This is a genomic window from Nitrospira sp., from assembly GCA_016873435.1.
Lineage (GTDB): Bacteria > Nitrospirota > Nitrospiria > Nitrospirales > Nitrospiraceae > VGXF01.
Genome location: VGXF01000002.1, coordinates 1 through 18,478, shown reverse-complemented (window position 1 = coordinate 18,478; position 18,478 = coordinate 1). Strand labels below are relative to the sequence as shown.

Annotated in this window: 18 protein-coding genes; 7 read left to right on the top strand and 11 right to left on the bottom strand. The window is 62.3% G+C overall.

The window, feature by feature from the left end; genetic code table 11:
* Positions 1-13 precede the first annotated feature (13 nt).
* From gatC to FJ248_01695, 4 genes are read right to left on the bottom strand one after another with little or no spacing between them, the layout of a single operon-like run.
* Positions 14-301 carry an Asp-tRNA(Asn)/Glu-tRNA(Gln) amidotransferase subunit GatC gene (gene gatC, locus FJ248_01710; GenBank protein ID MBM4119604.1) on the bottom strand — a complete coding sequence of 96 codons (288 nt, stop codon included), beginning with the start codon at positions 299-301 and terminating at the stop codon, positions 14-16.
* A gap of 2 nt (positions 302-303) precedes the next feature.
* Positions 304-2,133: a glutamine--fructose-6-phosphate transaminase (isomerizing) gene (gene glmS, locus FJ248_01705; GenBank protein MBM4119603.1), complete on the bottom strand. Its 1,830-nt coding sequence runs from the start codon at positions 2,131-2,133 to the stop codon at positions 304-306.
* Positions 2,134-2,139: 6 nt separating this feature from the next.
* Positions 2,140-3,711 carry a bifunctional UDP-N-acetylglucosamine diphosphorylase/glucosamine-1-phosphate N-acetyltransferase GlmU gene (gene glmU, locus FJ248_01700; GenBank protein ID MBM4119602.1) on the bottom strand — a complete coding sequence of 524 codons (1,572 nt, stop codon included), beginning with the start codon at positions 3,709-3,711 and terminating at the stop codon, positions 2,140-2,142.
* Positions 3,708-4,367, bottom strand: a complete 660-nt coding sequence (locus FJ248_01695; GenBank protein MBM4119601.1) for a DUF502 domain-containing protein — start codon at positions 4,365-4,367, stop codon at positions 3,708-3,710. The genes glmU and FJ248_01695 overlap by 4 nt, the downstream gene beginning before the upstream one ends.
* Positions 4,368-4,480: 113 nt before the next feature.
* Between FJ248_01695 and FJ248_01690 the strand changes: the two genes are divergently transcribed.
* The 4 genes from FJ248_01690 to FJ248_01675 all read left to right on the top strand — a co-directional run bounded on the left by FJ248_01690 (position 4,481) and on the right by FJ248_01675 (position 9,302).
* Positions 4,481-5,206 (top strand): dTMP kinase, encoded by a 726-nt coding sequence (locus FJ248_01690; protein ID MBM4119600.1) that lies wholly within the window; start codon positions 4,481-4,483, stop codon positions 5,204-5,206.
* Positions 5,206-6,219, top strand: a complete 1,014-nt coding sequence (gene holB, locus FJ248_01685) for a DNA polymerase III subunit delta' (protein ID MBM4119599.1) — start codon at positions 5,206-5,208, stop codon at positions 6,217-6,219. Before FJ248_01690 ends, holB begins: the two co-directional genes overlap by 1 nt.
* A 301-nt stretch (positions 6,220-6,520) precedes the next feature.
* A complete protein-coding gene (gene metG, locus FJ248_01680) occupies positions 6,521-8,476 on the top strand; it encodes a methionine--tRNA ligase (GenBank protein MBM4119598.1) in 1,956 nt (651 codons plus the stop codon).
* Positions 8,448-9,302 (top strand): hypothetical protein, encoded by an 855-nt coding sequence (locus FJ248_01675; protein MBM4119597.1) that lies wholly within the window; start codon positions 8,448-8,450, stop codon positions 9,300-9,302. The genes metG and FJ248_01675 overlap by 29 nt, the downstream gene beginning before the upstream one ends.
* 247 nt (positions 9,303-9,549) lie before the next feature.
* Here FJ248_01675 and FJ248_01670 read toward each other — a convergent pair whose 3' ends face one another.
* The 4 genes from FJ248_01670 to FJ248_01655 all read right to left on the bottom strand — a co-directional run bounded on the left by FJ248_01670 (position 9,550) and on the right by FJ248_01655 (position 13,492).
* The gene (locus FJ248_01670) at positions 9,550-10,101 is read right to left on the bottom strand and encodes a phosphatase PAP2 family protein (protein MBM4119596.1); all 552 of its coding nucleotides are present in this window, start codon (positions 10,099-10,101) and stop codon (positions 9,550-9,552) included.
* Positions 10,102-10,186: 85 nt separating this feature from the next.
* On the bottom strand, positions 10,187-10,624 hold the full coding sequence (locus FJ248_01665; GenBank protein ID MBM4119595.1) for an energy transducer TonB: 438 nt from the start codon (positions 10,622-10,624) through the stop codon (positions 10,187-10,189).
* Positions 10,625-10,664: 40 nt separating this feature from the next.
* A complete protein-coding gene (locus FJ248_01660; protein MBM4119594.1) occupies positions 10,665-13,079 on the bottom strand; it encodes a hypothetical protein in 2,415 nt (804 codons plus the stop codon).
* A gap of 98 nt (positions 13,080-13,177) precedes the next feature.
* Positions 13,178-13,492, bottom strand: coding sequence for a hypothetical protein (locus tag FJ248_01655; GenBank protein ID MBM4119593.1), 315 nt, complete (start codon positions 13,490-13,492; stop codon positions 13,178-13,180).
* Positions 13,493-13,608: 116 nt separating this feature from the next.
* On the opposite strand from FJ248_01655, the gene FJ248_01650 reads away from it, so the two are divergent.
* The 3 genes from FJ248_01650 to truA are packed head-to-tail and all read left to right on the top strand — an operon-like array spanning position 13,609 to position 16,639.
* A complete protein-coding gene (locus FJ248_01650) occupies positions 13,609-14,436 on the top strand; it encodes a TatD family deoxyribonuclease (protein ID MBM4119592.1) in 828 nt (275 codons plus the stop codon).
* Positions 14,437-14,475: 39 nt separating this feature from the next.
* A complete protein-coding gene (locus FJ248_01645) occupies positions 14,476-15,903 on the top strand; it encodes an N-acetylmuramoyl-L-alanine amidase (GenBank protein ID MBM4119591.1) in 1,428 nt (475 codons plus the stop codon).
* Entirely contained in the window at positions 15,884-16,639 is a 756-nt protein-coding gene (truA, locus tag FJ248_01640; protein ID MBM4119590.1) for a tRNA pseudouridine(38-40) synthase TruA, read from the top strand. Before FJ248_01645 ends, truA begins: the two co-directional genes overlap by 20 nt.
* Positions 16,640-16,757: 118 nt before the next feature.
* Here the strand turns inward: truA and cysE are convergent, their stop codons facing one another.
* The 3 genes from cysE to ispD all read right to left on the bottom strand — a co-directional run.
* A complete protein-coding gene (cysE, locus tag FJ248_01635; protein MBM4119589.1) occupies positions 16,758-17,423 on the bottom strand; it encodes a serine O-acetyltransferase in 666 nt (221 codons plus the stop codon).
* 4 nt (positions 17,424-17,427) lie between these two features.
* Positions 17,428-17,910 carry a 2-C-methyl-D-erythritol 2,4-cyclodiphosphate synthase gene (locus FJ248_01630; GenBank protein MBM4119588.1) on the bottom strand — a complete coding sequence of 161 codons (483 nt, stop codon included), beginning with the start codon at positions 17,908-17,910 and terminating at the stop codon, positions 17,428-17,430.
* Positions 17,911-17,918: 8 nt separating this feature from the next.
* Positions 17,919-18,478, bottom strand: a 560-nt coding sequence (gene ispD / locus FJ248_01625; protein ID MBM4119587.1) for a 2-C-methyl-D-erythritol 4-phosphate cytidylyltransferase, incomplete at its 5' end; no start/stop codon positions are given.

Below are 18,478 nucleotides of genomic sequence, written 5' to 3'. Positions count from 1 at the left end.
CACTTTTTACGCTTTACTGCTCGTTAATGATTCTTGGCACTACAAAAAACCCATTCGCTGACTCCGGCGCATTGGCTAGCACCTGCTCGACTGGCTGCGACGGCCGCGCTGTGTCTTCGCGAAACACGTTTGTCGCTCCAGCAGCCGCGGCTTCCACGCCGTCCGTCTTCAGTGTGCTCAGCTTGGCGACATACGTGAGGATGCCGCTCAACTGCTGACTGAAGGCCGCTTGCTCGGTCGCAGTGATCTCGAGCCGGGCCAACTTCGCGACTTTTTCGACTTCCGCCTTGTCGATCGTCATTGTTATTCGACCGTCACGCTCTTCGCCAGATTGCGCGGCTGATCCACATCCGTCCCCCGCAACACAGCGATGTGATAGGCCAGCAGTTGCAACGCCACCGCAAACAAAATTGGGCTCAGGAGCGCCGGCACTTTGGGGATCGCGAAAACGGCATCGGCCACCCGGCCCAAATCCTTCTCTCCCTCGCTGACGAAGGCGAGCACCGGCGCACGACGCGCCTTCACTTCCATGAGATTACTGACCGTCTTGTCATGAAGCCGGTCGCGCGGGGCCAGGACGACCACCGGCATATTCCGGTCGATCAGCGCGATCGGCCCGTGCTTCATCTCGCCGGCCGCGTAGCCCTCAGCGTGGATATAGGAAACTTCCTTGAGCTTGAGCGCGCCTTCAAGCGCGATAGGATAGTTGATTCCGCGCCCCAGAAAGAGAAAATTCCGTTTCGCATGATACCGCTTGGCGATAGCGGCAATTTCCTTCTCGCGCTTGAGAATCTCCTCGACAAGATGCGGCAGAGCGACCACGCGCTCCAGCCACACCCGCCCATCGTTGGCGTTGAGCGTGCCGCGTACACGCGCCAGGTGCAGCGCCAGAAGATAGAGCGCGGTGAGCTGTGCCGTGAAGGCTTTGGTGGAGGCCACGCCGATTTCCGGACCGCAATGAGTATAGAGCACGCCGTCCGACTCACGCGCCAGAGTGCTTCCGACCACGTTGACGATCGAAACCACCCGTGCGCCCTTGCTCGTGGCCTCGCGGGCCGCCGCGAGCGTGTCTGCCGTCTCGCCCGATTGCGAAATCGTGATGACCAGGTCGTCCTTCCTGACGAGCGGATCGCGGTAGCGGAACTCGGAGGCGATGTCCACCGGCACTGGTGTGCGGATCATTTCCTCAAGCAGATACTTCCCCACCAAGCCGGCATGCCAGGAGGTGCCGCAGGCTACGATCCAGATACGGCCGACGGCCGCAAATTGCTCCGGCGTCAGTCCGATATCCGGCAGATCTGCCTCGCCCTTCTCGAAGCGATACCGGCCGCGCATCGTGTCAAGAATCGCCTGCGGCTGCTCGTGAATTTCTTTGAGCATGAAATGCGGATAGCCGCCTTTTTCGGTCGCCTCCGCGTTCCACGTCACACGTGAGGCCCGGCGCACAACCGTTTTCCCCGCTGCGTCCTGCACCGTGACGCCTGACGCAGTCACCACTGCCACATCACCCTCTTCGAGATAGGTCACGCGCCGCGTGTGCTTGAGCATGGCCATGACGTCGGAGGCCACGAAGGTTGCGCCCCGCGCCTGCCCGATCACGAGCGGACATCCGGAGCGGGCCGCAACCAGCGTATCCGGCTCCTGCTCGCACATCACGACGATCGCATAGCTGCCGTGCACCTCTTTGGTGGCGGCCCGCACGGCCTCGGGCAGCGCCTTACCGTGCTTCATGTGCCTGGCGATCAGATGCGCAATGACTTCCGTGTCGGTCTCCGACTCGAGTCGGTAGCCATCCTTCTGCAATTGATGCCGGAGCGCCAGATAATTTTCGATGATGCCGTTGTGCACGAGCACGCAGGGGCCGGACCGGTGCGGATGTGCATTCTGCTCGGACGGACGGCCATGCGTCGCCCAGCGCGTGTGCCCGATGCCGATCGAGCCGGCCAATTTTTTGTCGGCCAGCGCCTTGTCCAGATTCGCCAGCTTGCCGACGCTGCGGCGCACGTCGATCTTTCCGTCCTGCAACACAGCCACCCCGGCCGAGTCGTAGCCCCGGTATTCAAGCTTCCGCAGCCCGTCCAGCAAAATCGGCACGGCGTTCTCGGACCCGACGTATCCGACGATGCCACACATCTTCGATCAGCCTCGTCTCCGCTTTTCGGTCTTTTGCGTTCGTGAAACCGGAAATTTCTTTTTCGCGCTCGGCGTCTGTGTCCCCGTGACGCGTGGCGCGCGCCGCATATCCCGTTCGGATTTCGCCTGCCCCTTACCGAACACCGCTTTACGAACCCCGCCGGCAAGCACCGCCCGGCGGCGGGCTGCCCAGCCGGGATGGTTGACCTGTTGCGTTCTCGCAATGGCCAGCGTGTCCTGCGGCACGCTGGACGTCACCGTCGTTCCCGCGGCAATCACCGCCCCCGTGCCGACCGTGACCGGGGCGATGAACTGTACGTCGCTGCCGACAAACACGTCGTTGCCGATGACCGTCTCGTGCTTCTTCCGGCCGTCGTAATTACACGTGATCGTCCCGGCGCCGATGTTGACGCCCTTGCCGATGGTGGCATCGCCCAGATAGGTCAGGTGGTTGGCCTTGGAGCCCTCGCCCAGCTCAGCTTTTTTCATTTCGACGAAGTTGCCGACCTTGGCGGCACGGCGCAACACTGCGCCCGGCCGCAGGTGCGCGAAGGGACCGACTGCCGTATCGTCCTCTAGCGTCGCCTCCCTGATCACGCACTGGTCCTGCACGACGACCCGATGGCCGATCCGGCTGTCGCTGATCCGTGTGCGCGAGCGGATGATGCAGTCTTCGCCGATCGCCGTGCAGCCCTCCAGCGTGACGTCAGGGTGAATCACCGTATCTCGCCCAATCGCCACGCCAGCATCGATCACCGTCGTCGCTGGATCACGGAGTGTGACCCCCTCGGCCATCCACTGCGCGCAGATACGCCTCCGGATCGTCCGCTCGGCCTGCGCGAGCTGTTCACGCGTGTTAATCCCCATACCTTCGTTGGCATCGGCCAGCGTCAGCGTCGAGACGCGCATCCCTCGCTCGACCGCCACCCCGACAAGGTCCGTGAGATAGTATTCACCCTGCGCGTTCGTGGGCTGCACTGTCGCGAGCGCCTCAAAAAGAAACGGCCCGTCCACCACGTAAGTGCCGACATTGATTTCTCGGCTCTGTTTCTCTGTGGCCGTCGCATCCTTGTCTTCAACGATCTTCTGCACTGACCCATCTTGTGCGCGTACTACATGCCCGTAGCCGGCCGAGTCATCCAGGGTTGCCGTCAGCAGCGTCACTACCGCCCGCTCGTCCCGATGCAGCCGCAACAGGGCTTCCACCGTCTCAGCTCGCAACAGCGGCGTGTCGCCGTTGAGAATCACGTAAGCGGCCAGCGCCTTGCCCAGCCGCTTGAAGACATCGCGCGTCTGCTGCACCGCGTGGCCGGTCCCCAGTTGTTGCGCCTGCTCGACAATCATGACGGACTGGCGTGGCCCGCTCGCTTCGAGCGCGGCACACACGCCCTTGCCCTGATAGCCCACCACAACCGCTACACACTCGCCAGCCATGCGGTGGGCGAGATCCACGGCGTAGAGGACCATTGGACGGCCCGCCACCGGATGGAGCACCTTGGCCAGCTTGGATTTCATCCGCTTGCCGAGGCCAGCGGCCATGACGATGGCACCGAGATCTTTGGATGCCCCGCGGCTCATGGCACAGTCACCTCGGTCCGGACGTTCTGCCCAGCCCCCGCCGCCTGCGTCGGCTGATAGAGCCCGCCGGAGACAATGAGTTTCATCGCCTCGTCCACCGACATGTCCAGAGGCACAACTTCCCTCTCTGGCACGAGCAGAAAATACCCGGACGTCGGATTAGGCGAGGTCGGTACATAGACGTTGAGCAGCGGCTCCGTCGAGACCGTCTGTACCTGCCCCTGCGTCATGCCCGTCACGAACGCGAAACAGTAATGGCCGTTCTTCGGGAACTGGATCAGCACGACCCGATTGTACTTTCCACGATTGTCGAAGGAGAGAATGTCCATCATGGACTTGAGCGTCGCATAGATACCGCGCACAACCGGGACGCGATGCAGCCAGTCCTCCCACCAGGAGACAACTTGCCGGCCAATGATGTTGGCGGCCAGCACCCCAGCGGAAAAAATCAGCACTACCAATGCCAGGATACCGAGGCCGCGGATGTAGCCCCCGTCCGGCAGCACACCCACCAGCGCCGGCCCCAAAATATCATCCACGGTGACGAACAGAGTTTTGAGGACAAGCACCGTTCCCCAAATCGGGGTCACAACTAGCAATCCTGTCAGAAAGTAGCGTTTTAACGACGTTTTCAGGCCAGTCACAGGGCCTCCCACCGCGGTGGCTCATCTTACAGAGTTTAAAAATGTGTCGCAAGCCTTTTATTGCTATTTTCAAGCACTTCCACTAGGATGACGCGAATTTTCAGGCCGTTTTTGGGGGACGTTTTGTGAGCACCTCGCGCCTACGCCGAAACGGCCTGCTGATCACCTTTGAGGGGGTGGAAGGCAGCGGAAAAACCACCCAGCTCAGGCGCCTGGCCACCATCCTCCGCCAGGAGGGCTACAAGGTTGTCGAAACGCGAGAACCCGGCGGCACCTCCGTTGCCGAACGCATCCGCGAAGTGCTGCTGACCCAGCCGAGCAAACTGCCGGTCTCCGAGCCGATCACTGTCGCCTGCGAATTGATGCTGGTCTTGGCAGCCCGCAGCCAGCATATTGCGCATGTCGTGGACCCAGCATTGCGGGTCGGCTCCATCGTCCTGTGTGACCGGTTTTCCGATTCCACTCTTGCCTACCAGGGATACGGCCGCGGACTGGATCTAGCCATGCTTAAGGACATGAACCGGCTGGCCACCGGCGGGTTGACGCCCGACTTGACGCTCCTGCTCGAAGTACCCGTCACCGCGGGTCTGATCCGCCGTCAAAAATTCGAGTTGGAGCAGAACCGGCTGGATCGCGAAGCCTCCGAATTCCACGGCAAAGTGCGCCGGGGCTTCCTGGCCCTGGCCGCCGCCGAACCGAAACGCATCAGAAAAGTCGACGGCGTGCCCCGCCCAGAAACCGTAGCCGTGGCGGTGGCCCAAACCGTGCACGCGTTTTTGACGAAGGCCCGTATCAAACGGCTCCAGCCCATCAGGCCCATCCACGGCGCCCCCGCGCATCGGAATAAATAATGCCGGTCGCAGACCTCATCGGACACGAACGCCCCAAGAAGATTTTACAAACCGCCCTGCGGCTGGACTGCCTCGCCCATGCCTACTTGTTTCACGGCGACGAGCAGATCGGAAAAAAATTGGCCGCCCTCCGCTTCGCACAGGCCATCAATTGCGAGGCCGGAGACGGCACGTACGCCTGTGGGGTCTGTCGATCCTGCCAGCAGATCGGCAACCGCACCCATCCGGATTTTCTCTTGATCGAACCCGACCGCGAGTTGGCCACCCCGCAGATCAAAATTGAGCAGATCCGTGAACTGGAGGCGCAGATCGTCTACCAGCCCCTCGTCGGCCGGAGGAAAATCTTTCTGATCGACGACGCAGATCGCATGACGCTCGGGGCGGCCAACGCGGTCCTAAAAACGCTTGAAGAGCCACCGGCACACAGCTTGCTTCTGCTGATCTCCAGCCGCCCCGCGGCCCTGCCGGCCACCGTCCGCTCGCGCTGCCAGGCGATCCGCTTCGCACCGCCGGCTGCCACGCAGGTTGAAGCCGCGCTGATTCTCGCGCGAGCAATTCCTCCGGCCGACGCACGTCTGCTGACCGCGGCCAGCCAGTCGAAACTAGGTGCCGCTCTTGCCATGGATCTCACGGCCTTGCGATCCAAACAGGCGGAACTCTGCAGCCTCGTTGCGCCGACGACGTTGCGCTCCGCGGCCGCCATCCTCACGGCCGCCGAAGCCCTGCACAAGGCAGACCGGGGGGCTGAGGTGCTGGACTGGCTCGCGCAGTGGGTCCGGGACCTACTCCTCGTCCGCATCGGCGCCGGACAGGACCATCTGATCCATACGGAGCAAGTGGCCGCGCTGCAAGGCGCCGCGCGCGGCGCGGCCCCAGACAAGCTGACCGCCCTGCTGGATGACATTGATGCGCTGCAGCGGTCGGCTGGACGTAATCTGAATCTTCAGATGGCCCTCGAGTCCGTCTTGCTGCGCCTGCGCGAAGCCCTGCTCACCCCCACTTCAAGGACCTGACGGCACGCCACCGGACTGAAGGCGCCGGGCGCGTCACCGCATCCGGCCTGATCGCCGCCATCACGTGCGGCTACGACTCTTTTCCGTGTGCCGCTGGGCTCCGGTGCACTCGTCGCTATGGCCATGCCCCCAGGGGGAAGCTATTCTGCACTCCCGCCGCCACGGCCGTGCTACAATTGAAGTTGGTTGGCAACACACGCTTGCCGGTCGGCGCCTGCCGTTGGGCCGGCTTATAAAGCCAGCGGGCCGCCGGCCCTCTGTGTGATCATCTGGCTTCCGAGCCAATGACCTGTTATCTTCCTTGGCCATGCACGAGACGTTTTACATCACAACACCGATCTACTACGTCAACGACGTCCCGCACATCGGCCACGCCTACACGACGATCGCGGCGGACGTGCTGGCCCGCTACCACCGGCTGCTGGGCCACGACGTCTTTTTCCTCACCGGCCTCGACGAGCACGGGCAGAAGGTGCAACAGGCCGCGGCAAAGGCTGGCATCGATCCGCAGACCCACTGCGACCGACTTGCACCGCAGTTTAAACATCTCTGGACAAAGCTCAACATTTCACACGACGCCTTCATCCGCACGACCGATGCGCAACACACAGCCATCGTCCAGCAGAAACTCCAGACGCTGTTCGAGAAAACGCTGATCTATGAGGCCGACTATTCAGGCTGGTACTGCACCTTTGACGAGCGGTTCTGGACTGAGAAGGACGTCGACGGCGGCCTCTGCCCAGATTGCAAGCGCCCGGTTGAACGGCTCAGCGAGCGCAATTACTTCTTCAAGATGGGACAGTACCAGGACCGGCTCATCAAGCATATTGAAGCCCACCCCGGCTTCATCCGGCCCGACTCAAGGCGCAACGAGGTCTTAGGATTTCTCAAGACCCAGCCGCTGGGCGACCTGTCCATCTCGCGGCCCAAGTCACGCCTGTCCTGGGGCATCGAACTGCCCTTCAATCGCGATTACGTGACCTATGTCTGGTTCGACGCGCTGGTCAACTATATTTCCGGGCTGGACTACCTGCCCAGTACGCCGGCACTGACGACGTACTGGCCGGCGAGCATTCATCTGGTGGGCAAGGACATTCTGACCACCCACGCCGTCTACTGGTCCACGATGCTCATGGCGCTCGAGCTGCCGCTGCCGCGTACGATCTTCGCGCACGGCTGGTGGACGGTCAACGGCGAGAAGATGTCCAAGAGCCGCGGCAACGTGGTGGATCCCTATGCCATGGTCGATGCGTTCGGCACGGATGCCTTTCGGTATTTTCTCCTGCGCGAAGTGCCGTTCGGACAGGACGGAGATTTTTCTCTGCCGGCGCTGATTGGCCGCCTCAACAGCGATCTGGCGGACGGCCCCGGCAATTTGCTGAGCCGGACGCTCACGATCGTCGAAAAATCCTGCGGCGGTCGAATTCCCGCGTGCGGTACGCCCGTCATCCCACCGCTTGAAGAAAAAATCCGCCAGGTAGCCGAGACGCTTCCGGCACGGCTCGACGCCGGTCTGCATGCGCTTCATTTCAAGGAGAGCCTGCAGGCCGTGTGGGAACTGCTCACGCTGTGTGATCAATACATCGATCAGAGCGCCCCCTGGGTGCTGGCCAAACAACCGGAGGATAAACCGAAACTCGACACGGTTCTCGCGACTGTAGGGGAAGCCCTGCGGATCGCCAGCATCTGCCTGCATCCGTTCATGCCGACAATCGCCGGGGAAATCAATCGCCGGTTGGGGGCCGGGACGGACTTCTCGCGCCCACTTGCTCGCGATACCTTTGTGTGGGGCCGCCTGCAACCCGGCACGGCCATCACGAAAGGCGCGCCGCTGATTCCGAAAATCGATACAAAAATGTCAACCCAAGGAGCCACCGCCGTGACACCCGACACACCGCTCACACCACCCCCGCCCGCGATACCAGCAGGACCGCCGCTGATCGGCATCGAAGACTTTCAGAAAATTCAACTGAAGGTTGCAAAGGTGCTTCAAGCGGAGCGGGTTCCAAAATCGGAGAAGCTCATTACGCTGCAAGTGGATCTCGGAACCGAGCGGCGGCAGATCGTGGCCGGCATCGGGAAAAAATACGGGCCGGAGGAACTGATCGGCCGGAGGATTGTCATCGTCGCCAATCTGAAACCGGCCAAGCTGATGGGGGTGGAATCGCAGGGCATGGTGCTGGCCGCCGGCGATGCCGAGGTGAAGGAACTGGTCTGTCTGATGAGCGATGTGGATCCAGGCACTAAAGTCAAATAACACGGTGCGTCTCTTCGCGGCCTGCACCGTTCTTCTGGCTGCGCACGCCGCCGTCGCGGCCACTCTCTACGAGCCGCCCCTCGGCCCGGTGCCCACGGAAATACTGGTCCGTGTGGTGGCCGGCGGCGCCATGGCATTGGGAGATGACGTCGGTGGCGCACGGATCACGATTACTGACACGGCGACCGGCACGGTATTGGCCCGGGGCCTTCAGCAAGGTGAGGCCGGCCATCAAAACCAGATTATGCGCACGCCCCGCCTGATGGACGAGCCACATTATCCCTCCCCGGCCGCGGCTTTCAGAACCACGCTCCACTTGGAACGTCCGACGCTTGTCACAATTACGGCAGAAGGACCGCTGGCCTATCCGCAGGCTGTTCGCCAAACCAGCACCCGCGTACTGCTGATTCCCGGACAGGATCTGACGCACGACGGCATCGTCCTGCACCTCTACGGGTTCCTCGTCCAGATCGAGCACCCGAAACCGGGCGAGCCGCTCATTGCCAAATCTGATGTCCAACTCCGTGCGTCGATTCGCACCCTGTCCGGCAATCCGGTCAGACCGCACGGCGACTGGGATTCCCGCAAGCTCAGCATGTACGGCGAGGTGCTAGCCGGCGGCCGCGTCCTCGAGCGCATCCAACTGTTCTATGGAGGCTCGAAAGGCCTCTTTGAAGCGCCGTTTTTCGTGCCGCGAGACACCGAGGTACCGGACGGGCTGACGCTTCGCATCGTTGCCGCCGACAACGCCGGCGGGCGCTTTGGCTTGCACGAGGTACAGTACCCGGTGCTTTCCGAACGATTGCCCCCCGCTCTCCCCCGTTAACGAGCGGCCAGCATAAACGTGCCGGCTATCCAGCGGGCTCCGCGCACTAGCTCCTCTGACCAGTTGGGGTGATTGGGGGCGGCCCCGATCAGGGGGAGGTTCATAAAACTATGGCGGCCTGCCCTTAGTAGGACTGCCTCCACCGGAGCATCTCCGCCAGCACGCGAGCCGGCCACAGAGGGGCGCACCGGAATGATGAACCGGTCGATCCCGTTCGCGGTGTTGGACTCCTGATGCTCAAAAAACGCTAGCGCGTCGGCTTGTCTGCCGAATGCGGGCCGCGAAACTTCGGCCAGCGGAGCAGTAGCAGCGCCACCCCCGCGCCGAGCGCGCCCCCGATTGCCCAACCGCCCAGCACGTCGGTCGGATAGTGCCCACCGACATACACCCGCGAATAGCCGATGACGGCCACGAGCGGCCAGCTGACCCAGCCGGTTTTCGGATAGAGGACCTGCAAAAACGCAGCGGCCGCCGCCGTATTGAGCGCATGGTTGGAGGGAAAACTGAACGTACCACCGCAGCCGGTAATCTGATGGACGCCGGAGAGCACCTGGCAGGGACGCGGCCGCGCGAGCAGCCATTTGACCTGCGCGCCAAGAAAATCCCCCACGCCAAGCGAGACGCCCAGCACCGGCCCGGCCAGGGCGGCCTCGACACGACGCGTCCACATCCACCACCCCAGCGCGGCCAGGCCTAGCGGCATGAGCAACTTCAGTTGGCCAAGCTGGGCCATGAGCCCATCCAGCCATTCGGACTGGCCGGCCAGCGCGTTGATCACCTGGAAAATGGCCACGTCCATGTCAGCGGGCCCGTCGAGGGCGGAGGCGCAGCGGCATGCGGTACAGTACCACCAGCGCGGCGGGAATACCAATCGAACCGGCCCACTACTGCGTGCGGAAATGGATGCGGACCGTCAGTTCCCCATCCACCGGCTCGTCCCCCTTCATCTGCGGATCGAACTTCCACTGCTTGAGCGCGCCGACTCCGGCATGGGTCAGCTCGCGGTGCTTGCAGGGCTCCAGGATGACAATTTCCGACGTCGCATTTTTCGCCACGAGCAGCCGCACTTTCATCCAGTCATCGAGGACTGTCCCCTCCAGCACCGGCGGGATGACCGGCCAGGGGGTGTGGGTGGGCACGGGCCCCGCTTGCCGATCCTTGTTCAGCGGGAGCCCGTGCACGTGCACCGGTGGCAACAGAACGACGTCCTCCTCGTGATCCGAGTGATGCGTGGCCCGATCCCCCTCGGCCGCGAGGCCCAGGTTCAGGCTAAGGCTGAGGGTCAGGAAAACGACGATCGTTGCCAGTCTGCAAGATCCCATTCTCGCTTCTCCTCAACCTCAACCTCAACTTTAACCTGTCTTAAAAGAACCACTGCCCGCGAAAGAAGATCGACCGCGGCATCCCGGCATGCGATGTGCCGAGCCCAATGCTGCCATCCCCCTGATTGATCCAATACCTCCGATCGAGCAGATTCACGACATCCAATCCCAACAGGAACTTCTGCTGCCCGTCCATCGGAATGATATGGTTGAGAGAAAGATTATACGTCGTGTGCGAGCCGAAGTGGCTGGAATTCGTCTTGGCGTCGTCATTAACCGCGGTCCGCAGGCCGGAACCGTAGAGCATCTGCCCCGACACCGACGTGTGCTCCGCCAACCGGTAGTTCACGAGCGCCGAACTGGTCATCGACTGCGAGTGATCGCAGAAAATCCCACCCTGTGAATTGATATCGTTGATTTCTTTCTGCTCCAGCAGATTATGACCGGATTGCAACCCATAGCCCTTGCACTGACCCCACGCGACGTTGCCTCTGGCCGTGAGATCGTCATTGAGCTGGAGCTTCAGTGCGCCGTCGATTCCGCGCTGCCAGCCTCGCTTGAAGGCGAAATAGTTCATCATCGGCGTGGTGCCGAACTGCCCCGCGTCGGAAAGGTTATTGGCTTGCTTGTAGTAACCGGTCAGCTCCACCGTGGCGTACCGCGAGAGGGCGTGGTAGCTGCCGACTTCGACATAGTGCGCGCGTTCGGCCGCGGCCGTGTTGTTGGTCGTATTCTCCGGCGCGGCTTTCGTCCCGGCCGTATTCAGCTTGGTAAACGAGATGTTCTCCAGATTGGGCGGCGTAAACAACCGACCGTAGAAGACGTGAAAGACATTGGCCTCATTGGCCTTGTAGGTCGCGCCGATCCTGGGGCTCACCTGCCCTTCGTTGCGTTGAAATTGCACGGCGTCGCCGCGGACGCCGAGGTTGAACGTCCACTGCTCGGTCGGACTCCACTGGTCCTGCAGCCAGAATTCCTGCCGCCACCCAATCAGGCGGTTGTCAGCGTTGCGGGTGATCACGTTCCCCGTGGGCGCATCGCCGGCGGCAGCGAAGGTAAAGAGCCGCGTTTTACTGACGGCCTGCGTCCGGTCGACCTGAAATCCGGCCTTGATCAAATGCCGCTGAGTCGGCGTGTAGGTATGGTCGAACCGGATGCCCGCCGAATGGGCCAGGCGGTCCTGGTGCGAGGCGGAGAAAGGCTCCTCCGCGTCCTCCGTATAGGCCAGCGCATTCAAAATATCCGTCTTAAACGAGGCCCGCGTGCGTCGGAAGTATCCCGCCAGGCTGAAAGAATTGCTGGCGTTCGCGTCGTGCCGCCACACCATGTGGGCATACTGATTGTCCTCTTTCTGATTTTCGTCTACAAACTCTGATTTCACGGGGGTCCAGGTGCTGCCATACTGGTTCCGGATGAGGTCGCGGATGGTCGTATTCACCGCCCCAGCGCCTCGGGTCGGGATCTGGTACTTGCCTACGGAGTTGAGAAACAACCAGGTGAAATTGTTCCGATTGTCCTCCTGGTAATCGCCGCGCAGAAAGGTCTGGTTCCGTTCGCTCTGGTCGTGATGGGGGGTACTGCCCAGCGTCGGTGGTTCGATCCCGCGGTTGGTGGCGACGTGGCTGTTCAACACGTAGTACCGGAACTTCTCCCCGACCTTCCCGCCATACTCGAAGGACGGATTGACGGTATGGTTTGATCCCCCGAACATCTGCACGGAGCCAAACCCCGGCTTTGTTCCGCTCTTGGTCGTGATATCCAAGATAGCCGTAGCCTTGTTCCCGTATTGGGCGTCCATGCCGCCCAGAATGATGTCGGCCCGTTCCCAGGCACGCGGCGTGATCACGTCGGAAAAGGCGGTCGACACCGTGTCCGGAATCGGCACGCCATCGATACGAAATTGCAGATTCGCGTGGTCCTGCCGGATGTGAATCTGCTTTTGCGATCCGTAGGCCGCACTCGGGACCGTTAGCAGCACGTCGTGCAGTTCATTGTTGTTGCCACGCGGCAGTTGCTCGATCTCCTTACGACTGATGGAGTAGGTTTCGCTCGAGGCCTTGTACTGGATCGGCGGCAGGGGCGAGCGCACCTCCAGCGAGATTTCCTGCGTCAGCGACAGGGTCAATTTCACCGGCGCCGGCGCCTCTGTCCCGATCTTCACGATGATGTACTCGCTCCGGTAGGTCTCCAGCACGGCGCTGACGGAGTAGGTCCCCTCCTCGGGCACCGCCACTGCAAATTCGCCCGCTTCGTTACTGGCCTTGTCCGCGACGATTTTCCCGTCCTTATCCCTGACCTCCACCAGCGCTTGTCCCACGCGACGCAGGTCCTGATTCTGGACAGTCCCCGTGATCGTGCGGCCCCCCCCGGTGTCTTCCGCGGCAAGCCCCTCCCCGCCCCACACACACCAGCACAAAACGGCAACGCCAGTTGCCTTGAAAATATTGACCTTCATGATCTCTCCTAAGTGTTTAAAAATGATGGACGCAGCCACTGGCAGGTGGCGCAGCCTTCAGCACGCATGGACCTGTCAGTAAACGAAACGGAATGCGATTAGGAACGGGGTGGTGCGCGGGAGCCGGCGGCACCTTGCAGAGGAGCGGGCAGGAGCGCAGCAACGGTCGGTTGCGCCCAGATGGTCTGTTTGCACGAGACGGCAGGGGCCAGCCCATCAACCATCTCGGAAGTGCCGGTGTGCTGCTGAACCCACTGGCAGATGTCGTTGTCGGTATGCTGGTGGCCGTCCCCGTCGGCCGCGCCCAACTCATGGTGCACTTCGAGCGCGACGGCAACCGGCGCTAGCGCCAGGAGCACGCCGAGCAGCGCCAGGGGCAGCATCGTGCGCAGCATCCACCTGTAGGATGGCATGAACAGCCTTACATTAGACATTTGTAATTGTTATCATTGCATGTGAAATTTTGTCAACTGCTTTCGTCGGCGCGCGCCGCTTCTCAATCCGCACGCCGCATGCTACAGTGCGCGCCATGCTCATCGACACCCACACCCACTTGGACGACCCCCGCTACGACGACGATCGCGAGGCGATGATCACCCGCGCCCGCGACGCCGGCGTCGAGGCCTTCCTGACGATCGGCTGTGATCTGGCTACCAGTACGGCCGCGGTCGAGCTGGCCGCCCGATACCCGTTTGTCTATGCCGCCATTGGCGTGCATCCACACGAAGTCCGGCACATCGCCGCAAATTGGTACGAGGAGCTGCGCCGGTTGGCACAGCATCCCAAGGTTGTGGCGTATGGAGAAATTGGCCTCGATTACCATTACAATCACTCCCCGCCCACGCTGCAGCGGGAGCGGTTTCGCGAGCAAATCGCCTTGGCGCGCGACCTCAACCTTCCGATCATCGTCCACACGCGGGAAGCCCAGGAAGACACCATCGCGATCCTAAAGGAAGAGCGGGCCGGCACGGCGGGTGGCGTCTTCCATTGCTTCACCGGCGATGCCTGGCTGGCGAAAGACGGACTCGACCTGGGTTTTTATTTGTCCTTCTCTGGGGTCGTGACCTTTCCGAACGCCACGATGCTGCGCGAGATCGTTAAGACCGTGCCAATGGATCGGGTCCTGATTGAAACCGACTGCCCCTATCTCACGCCAGCCCCGCATCGCGGCAAACGGAACGAGCCGGCCTACGTCAAACTGGTTGCCGAGACCATTGCGACCGTCAAAAGCACGGAGTCGCCCATCAGCGCGGAGGAGGTAGGACGGCTTACCTCCGCGAACGCACGCCGCCTGTTCGCACTACCGGACGAACCGGGTGCCGGGCGGAACAATGCGAGTCTCCCTGCGTGTTCTTGACAATCTTGTCACTGCACACGAGAATTTTACGTAAACCTCATGCGCCTGCCCCTGCGACAAACCCTGGTGTTTCTTGGCTCGCTGCTCGTCGTCCTTGCGGCGTGGCCGCTTGATCCCGCGCGGCTATCCCCCGAGGCGCTGGCCCTCACCCAGGGCGGCCAGCAATCCTCGTCGCCGAACCAGGTGCCACGTGGGCGAAAAGCTCGGCGGAAGTTCGCACCGGCCGTCGCTCCGCCGGCTGTGGTGCGCGATGTCCGCCTGAAAACCTACCCCGACCATACCCGTCTCGTCCTGGACATGCAGCACAGCACGTCGTTCACGCAGAACCGCCTGGCGCAGCCCAACCGAATTATCATCGAATTGCAAAATACGCAGATGGCCAACCCCGTTAAAGACCGCGTAGCGGAACGCACCTGGCCGGGCGAGATCACCCTCACGCAGCCGCACCCCCGTTCCGTCGTCATTTCGCTCGACATGCAGACTATCCGCGACTACAAGCTCATGCCACTGAGCAAGCCGGACCGCCTGGTTGTGGATGTGTACCCCGCCACCCCTGCGCCGTCCTCCGCACCGATTCCTAGAACACCATCCGCACCGGCGGTCGTTCCGGCGGCAGTCCCATCTCCGGTCAAACAGACGAAACCGGCGCTGGCACTTCCGGTCAACACACTCCCCTCCGACTCGGCGCCGGTCCTGGCAAAAACAGCCCTGCCGCCGGCGCCGCAGCCGCCCACCCCGTCACAGCCGACCGCGCCCCACACGATGCCTCCGGCCGCCCGCACTGACATCAAGATGCTCGTCATTGACGCGGGACACGGCGGTAGGGATCCCGGCGCCGTCGGCCGCAGCGGCACGGCCGAAAAGGACATCACGCTCAACGTCGCGCTGCGCCTCCGTGACCTCATCAGCAAGCGGCTCGGCAAAGACGTGCTGCTGACACGGGACAAGGACGTCTTCCTTGAACTGGAGGACCGCGCCAAGTTCGCCAATAAAATGGGTGCCGATCTGTTCGTGTCCATCCACGTCAACGCGCACCCGCAGCGGTCCACCAGGGGCGTCGAAATCTATCATTTCGGAGAGGCCACGGACCGCCGTGCACTGGAGGTGGCGGCGCGTGAAAACGGGACGCCCATCAAGGACACCGGCATCGGCTGGCAGTACCTCGTCGCCGACCTGCTGACGACCAAAAAGGTGCAGGAGTCGCTGGAGCTGGCCTGGACGACGAAAAAGGCGATGGTTGCACGCCTCGACGATTACTACGACGTCGCGGACCACGGCGTGAAGACTGCGCCGTTCTACGTGCTGCGGTTCACCACCATGCCGAGCATTCTCGCTGAAATCGCCTTCATCACCAATCCGACCGAGGAACGGCTCATGCAGAGCGATGCCTTTCTACACCGCATGGCAGAAGCCATTTTCGACGGGGTCAAGGCCTACGTGAAACTCCGTGACACGACTTCTCGCTAACGTGCCCACGCTCAAAGTAACACTTGAATACGACGGCACCGCCTATGCTGGTTGGCAGCGCCAGCCCGGTCAATCGACCATTCAGCAGGCCGTTGAAGACGCCGTCAACTCCGTTTCACAAACCGCCAGTCCTGTGATCGCGGCGGGGCGAACCGACGCCGGGGTCCACGCACTGGGGCAGGTCGTCAGCTTCAAGTCCGACAAGGCTCTCACACCCGAGACGTGGCGGCGCGCGCTGAACGCCACCCTACCGGACGACATCTGCGTCCGCGCCGTCGAACTGACCGCAGACGATTTTCACGCCCGCTACTCGGCCGTCCGCAAACGCTACGAGTACCGCATTCTCAACCGTCCGGAGCGGTCCGCGCTGGAGCGGACCCGTGCCTGGCACCTCTACGGAGCATTGAATCTGGCGGCGATGCGCGAAGCTGCCAGCCATCTTGCCGGGACGCACGACTTCTCGTCATTTCAGGGACACCCCACTGACGTGGAAAATCCCGTCTGCACCCTTCAGCCGCTGATGCTCGTCCAGAATGACGAGCTGGTCAGAATTGTGCTGGAGGGCAACCGGTTTTTGAAACAGATGGTACGGGCGATCGTGGGGACGCTGGTCGCGGTGGGGCAGGGCAAGCGGACACCGGACGAAATCAAACGGATTCTCGAGGCGAAGGACCGCCGCGCCGCCGGTTATACGGCCCCCGCACAGGGGCTCTATCTGGTTGCCGTCACCTACTGACTGCCACGTGCATTCTGAAACGCACAGGGGGTGCCCGGATCGCTCCGGGCACCCCCTGCCTACGCGCGCTCTGCGTAACCGCCACGCGCCGAAGAACATTTGGCTGGATTGCGCCGTCCTACGACAAGGGGCGGCGGCCTTCTTGTTCGGTAGGAGCGTTCTCGAGTTTTTTTCGCAGCTCGATGAGCTCCCGCTCCATCGCCTCGAGGCGTTCGCTAATGGGATCGGCGATGTTCGTATGGTCCATCGTCGCATCAGGGACCCGCTCGCCTTCCGTCTTGATGAGCCGGGCCGGCACGCCGATAACGGTCGAGTTCACCGGAACGGATTTCAAGACAACCGAGTTGGCGCCGATCTTGACGTTGTCGCCGATCTGGATGCCGCCGAGGATTTTCGCACCGGCCCCGATCACGACGTGGTTGCCGACCGTCGGATGGCGCTTCCCGTGCTCCTTGCCGGTCCCCCCCAGCGTCACGCCTTGAAACAGCGTCACGTAGTCGCCGATCTCGGCCGTTTCGCCGATCACCACGCCCATGCCGTGATCGATGAAAAACCCCTTCCCGATCACGGCTGCGGGATGAATTTCAATACCGGTGAGCCAGCGGGCGAACTGTGAGAGCAGGCGCGGCAGCAGCGGGATCCCCCACAGCCGTAGCCGATGCGCCACCCGATACGCGAGCAGCGCATGGAACCCCGCGTAGGTCAGCACGACTTCGAGCGTGGTTGTAGCCGCTGGATCCCGGTCGAAGACCGCCTGCAAATCCTGCTTGATACGTCCGAACATATTTCTACACCGCGTCGATCAGGCACACCGCCTGTGCCGCAATGGCTTCTTCGCGTCCTACCGCATCCAGGTGCTCGCCGCTTTTCACCTTCACGTTGACCACCGCCCGGTCCACCTTGAGCACCTCGGCCATCCGCACGCTCATCGCTGCCAGATGTGGGGCCAATCGAGGCGCCTGCGCGATGATGATGGAATCGATATTGACCAGGCAAAATCCCTTTGTCTTGAGCAATCCGGCGACGTCCTCCAGCAATACCAGACTGGAGATATTTTTATACTTCGGATCGGAGCTCGGATAGTGCCGGCCCAGATCGCCCTCCCCCATCGCGCCCAGCAGCGCGTCGCAGACCGCATGGACCAGCGCATCCGCATCCGAGTGTCCGACCAACCCCTGCGTATGCGGGATCTCAATCCCGCCCAAAATCAGCTTCCGCCCCGTCCCGAGCGCATGAATATCATAGCCCACCCCAATCCGCATGCTCCCCATCCCGCGTCTTATCCTTTCTGACGTCCAGCCAGAATCGCCTCAGCGATCATGAGATCCTCCGGACGCGTGACCTTGATGTTCTCCGTGCTGCCTTCCACAATCGCCACCCGCTGCCCCAGCCGCTCGATCAACTGCGCCTCGTCGGTGCCTCGAAATCCGTCCCGCTTGGCCTGCGTGTGCGCCTCCTGCAAGAGCGTGCGGCGCGCGGCCTGCGGCGTCTGCGCCGACCAGAGGGACTTCCGGTCCACCGTTTCGTCGATCAGCCCGTCGGCCCCGACCCGCTTGACCGTATCCCGCACCGGAATGGCGACGATCGCCGCGCCGTGCTTGGCGGCCGCCGCGATCACCCGCGCCACCATGCCCGTCGTCAGAAACGGCCGGACCGCATCGTGCACCAAGACGATGTCCGCCTCCGCTCCCACCGCGGCCATCCCCAGGCCAACAGAATCCTGCCGCTCCTCGCCGCCCTCGACGACCGCCTGGACCTTTTTGAACCGGTATGCGGAGACGATCTCCTGCCGGCAATAGTCCAGTTCCGCCTTGGACACTGCCAGCACAATCGCCTGCA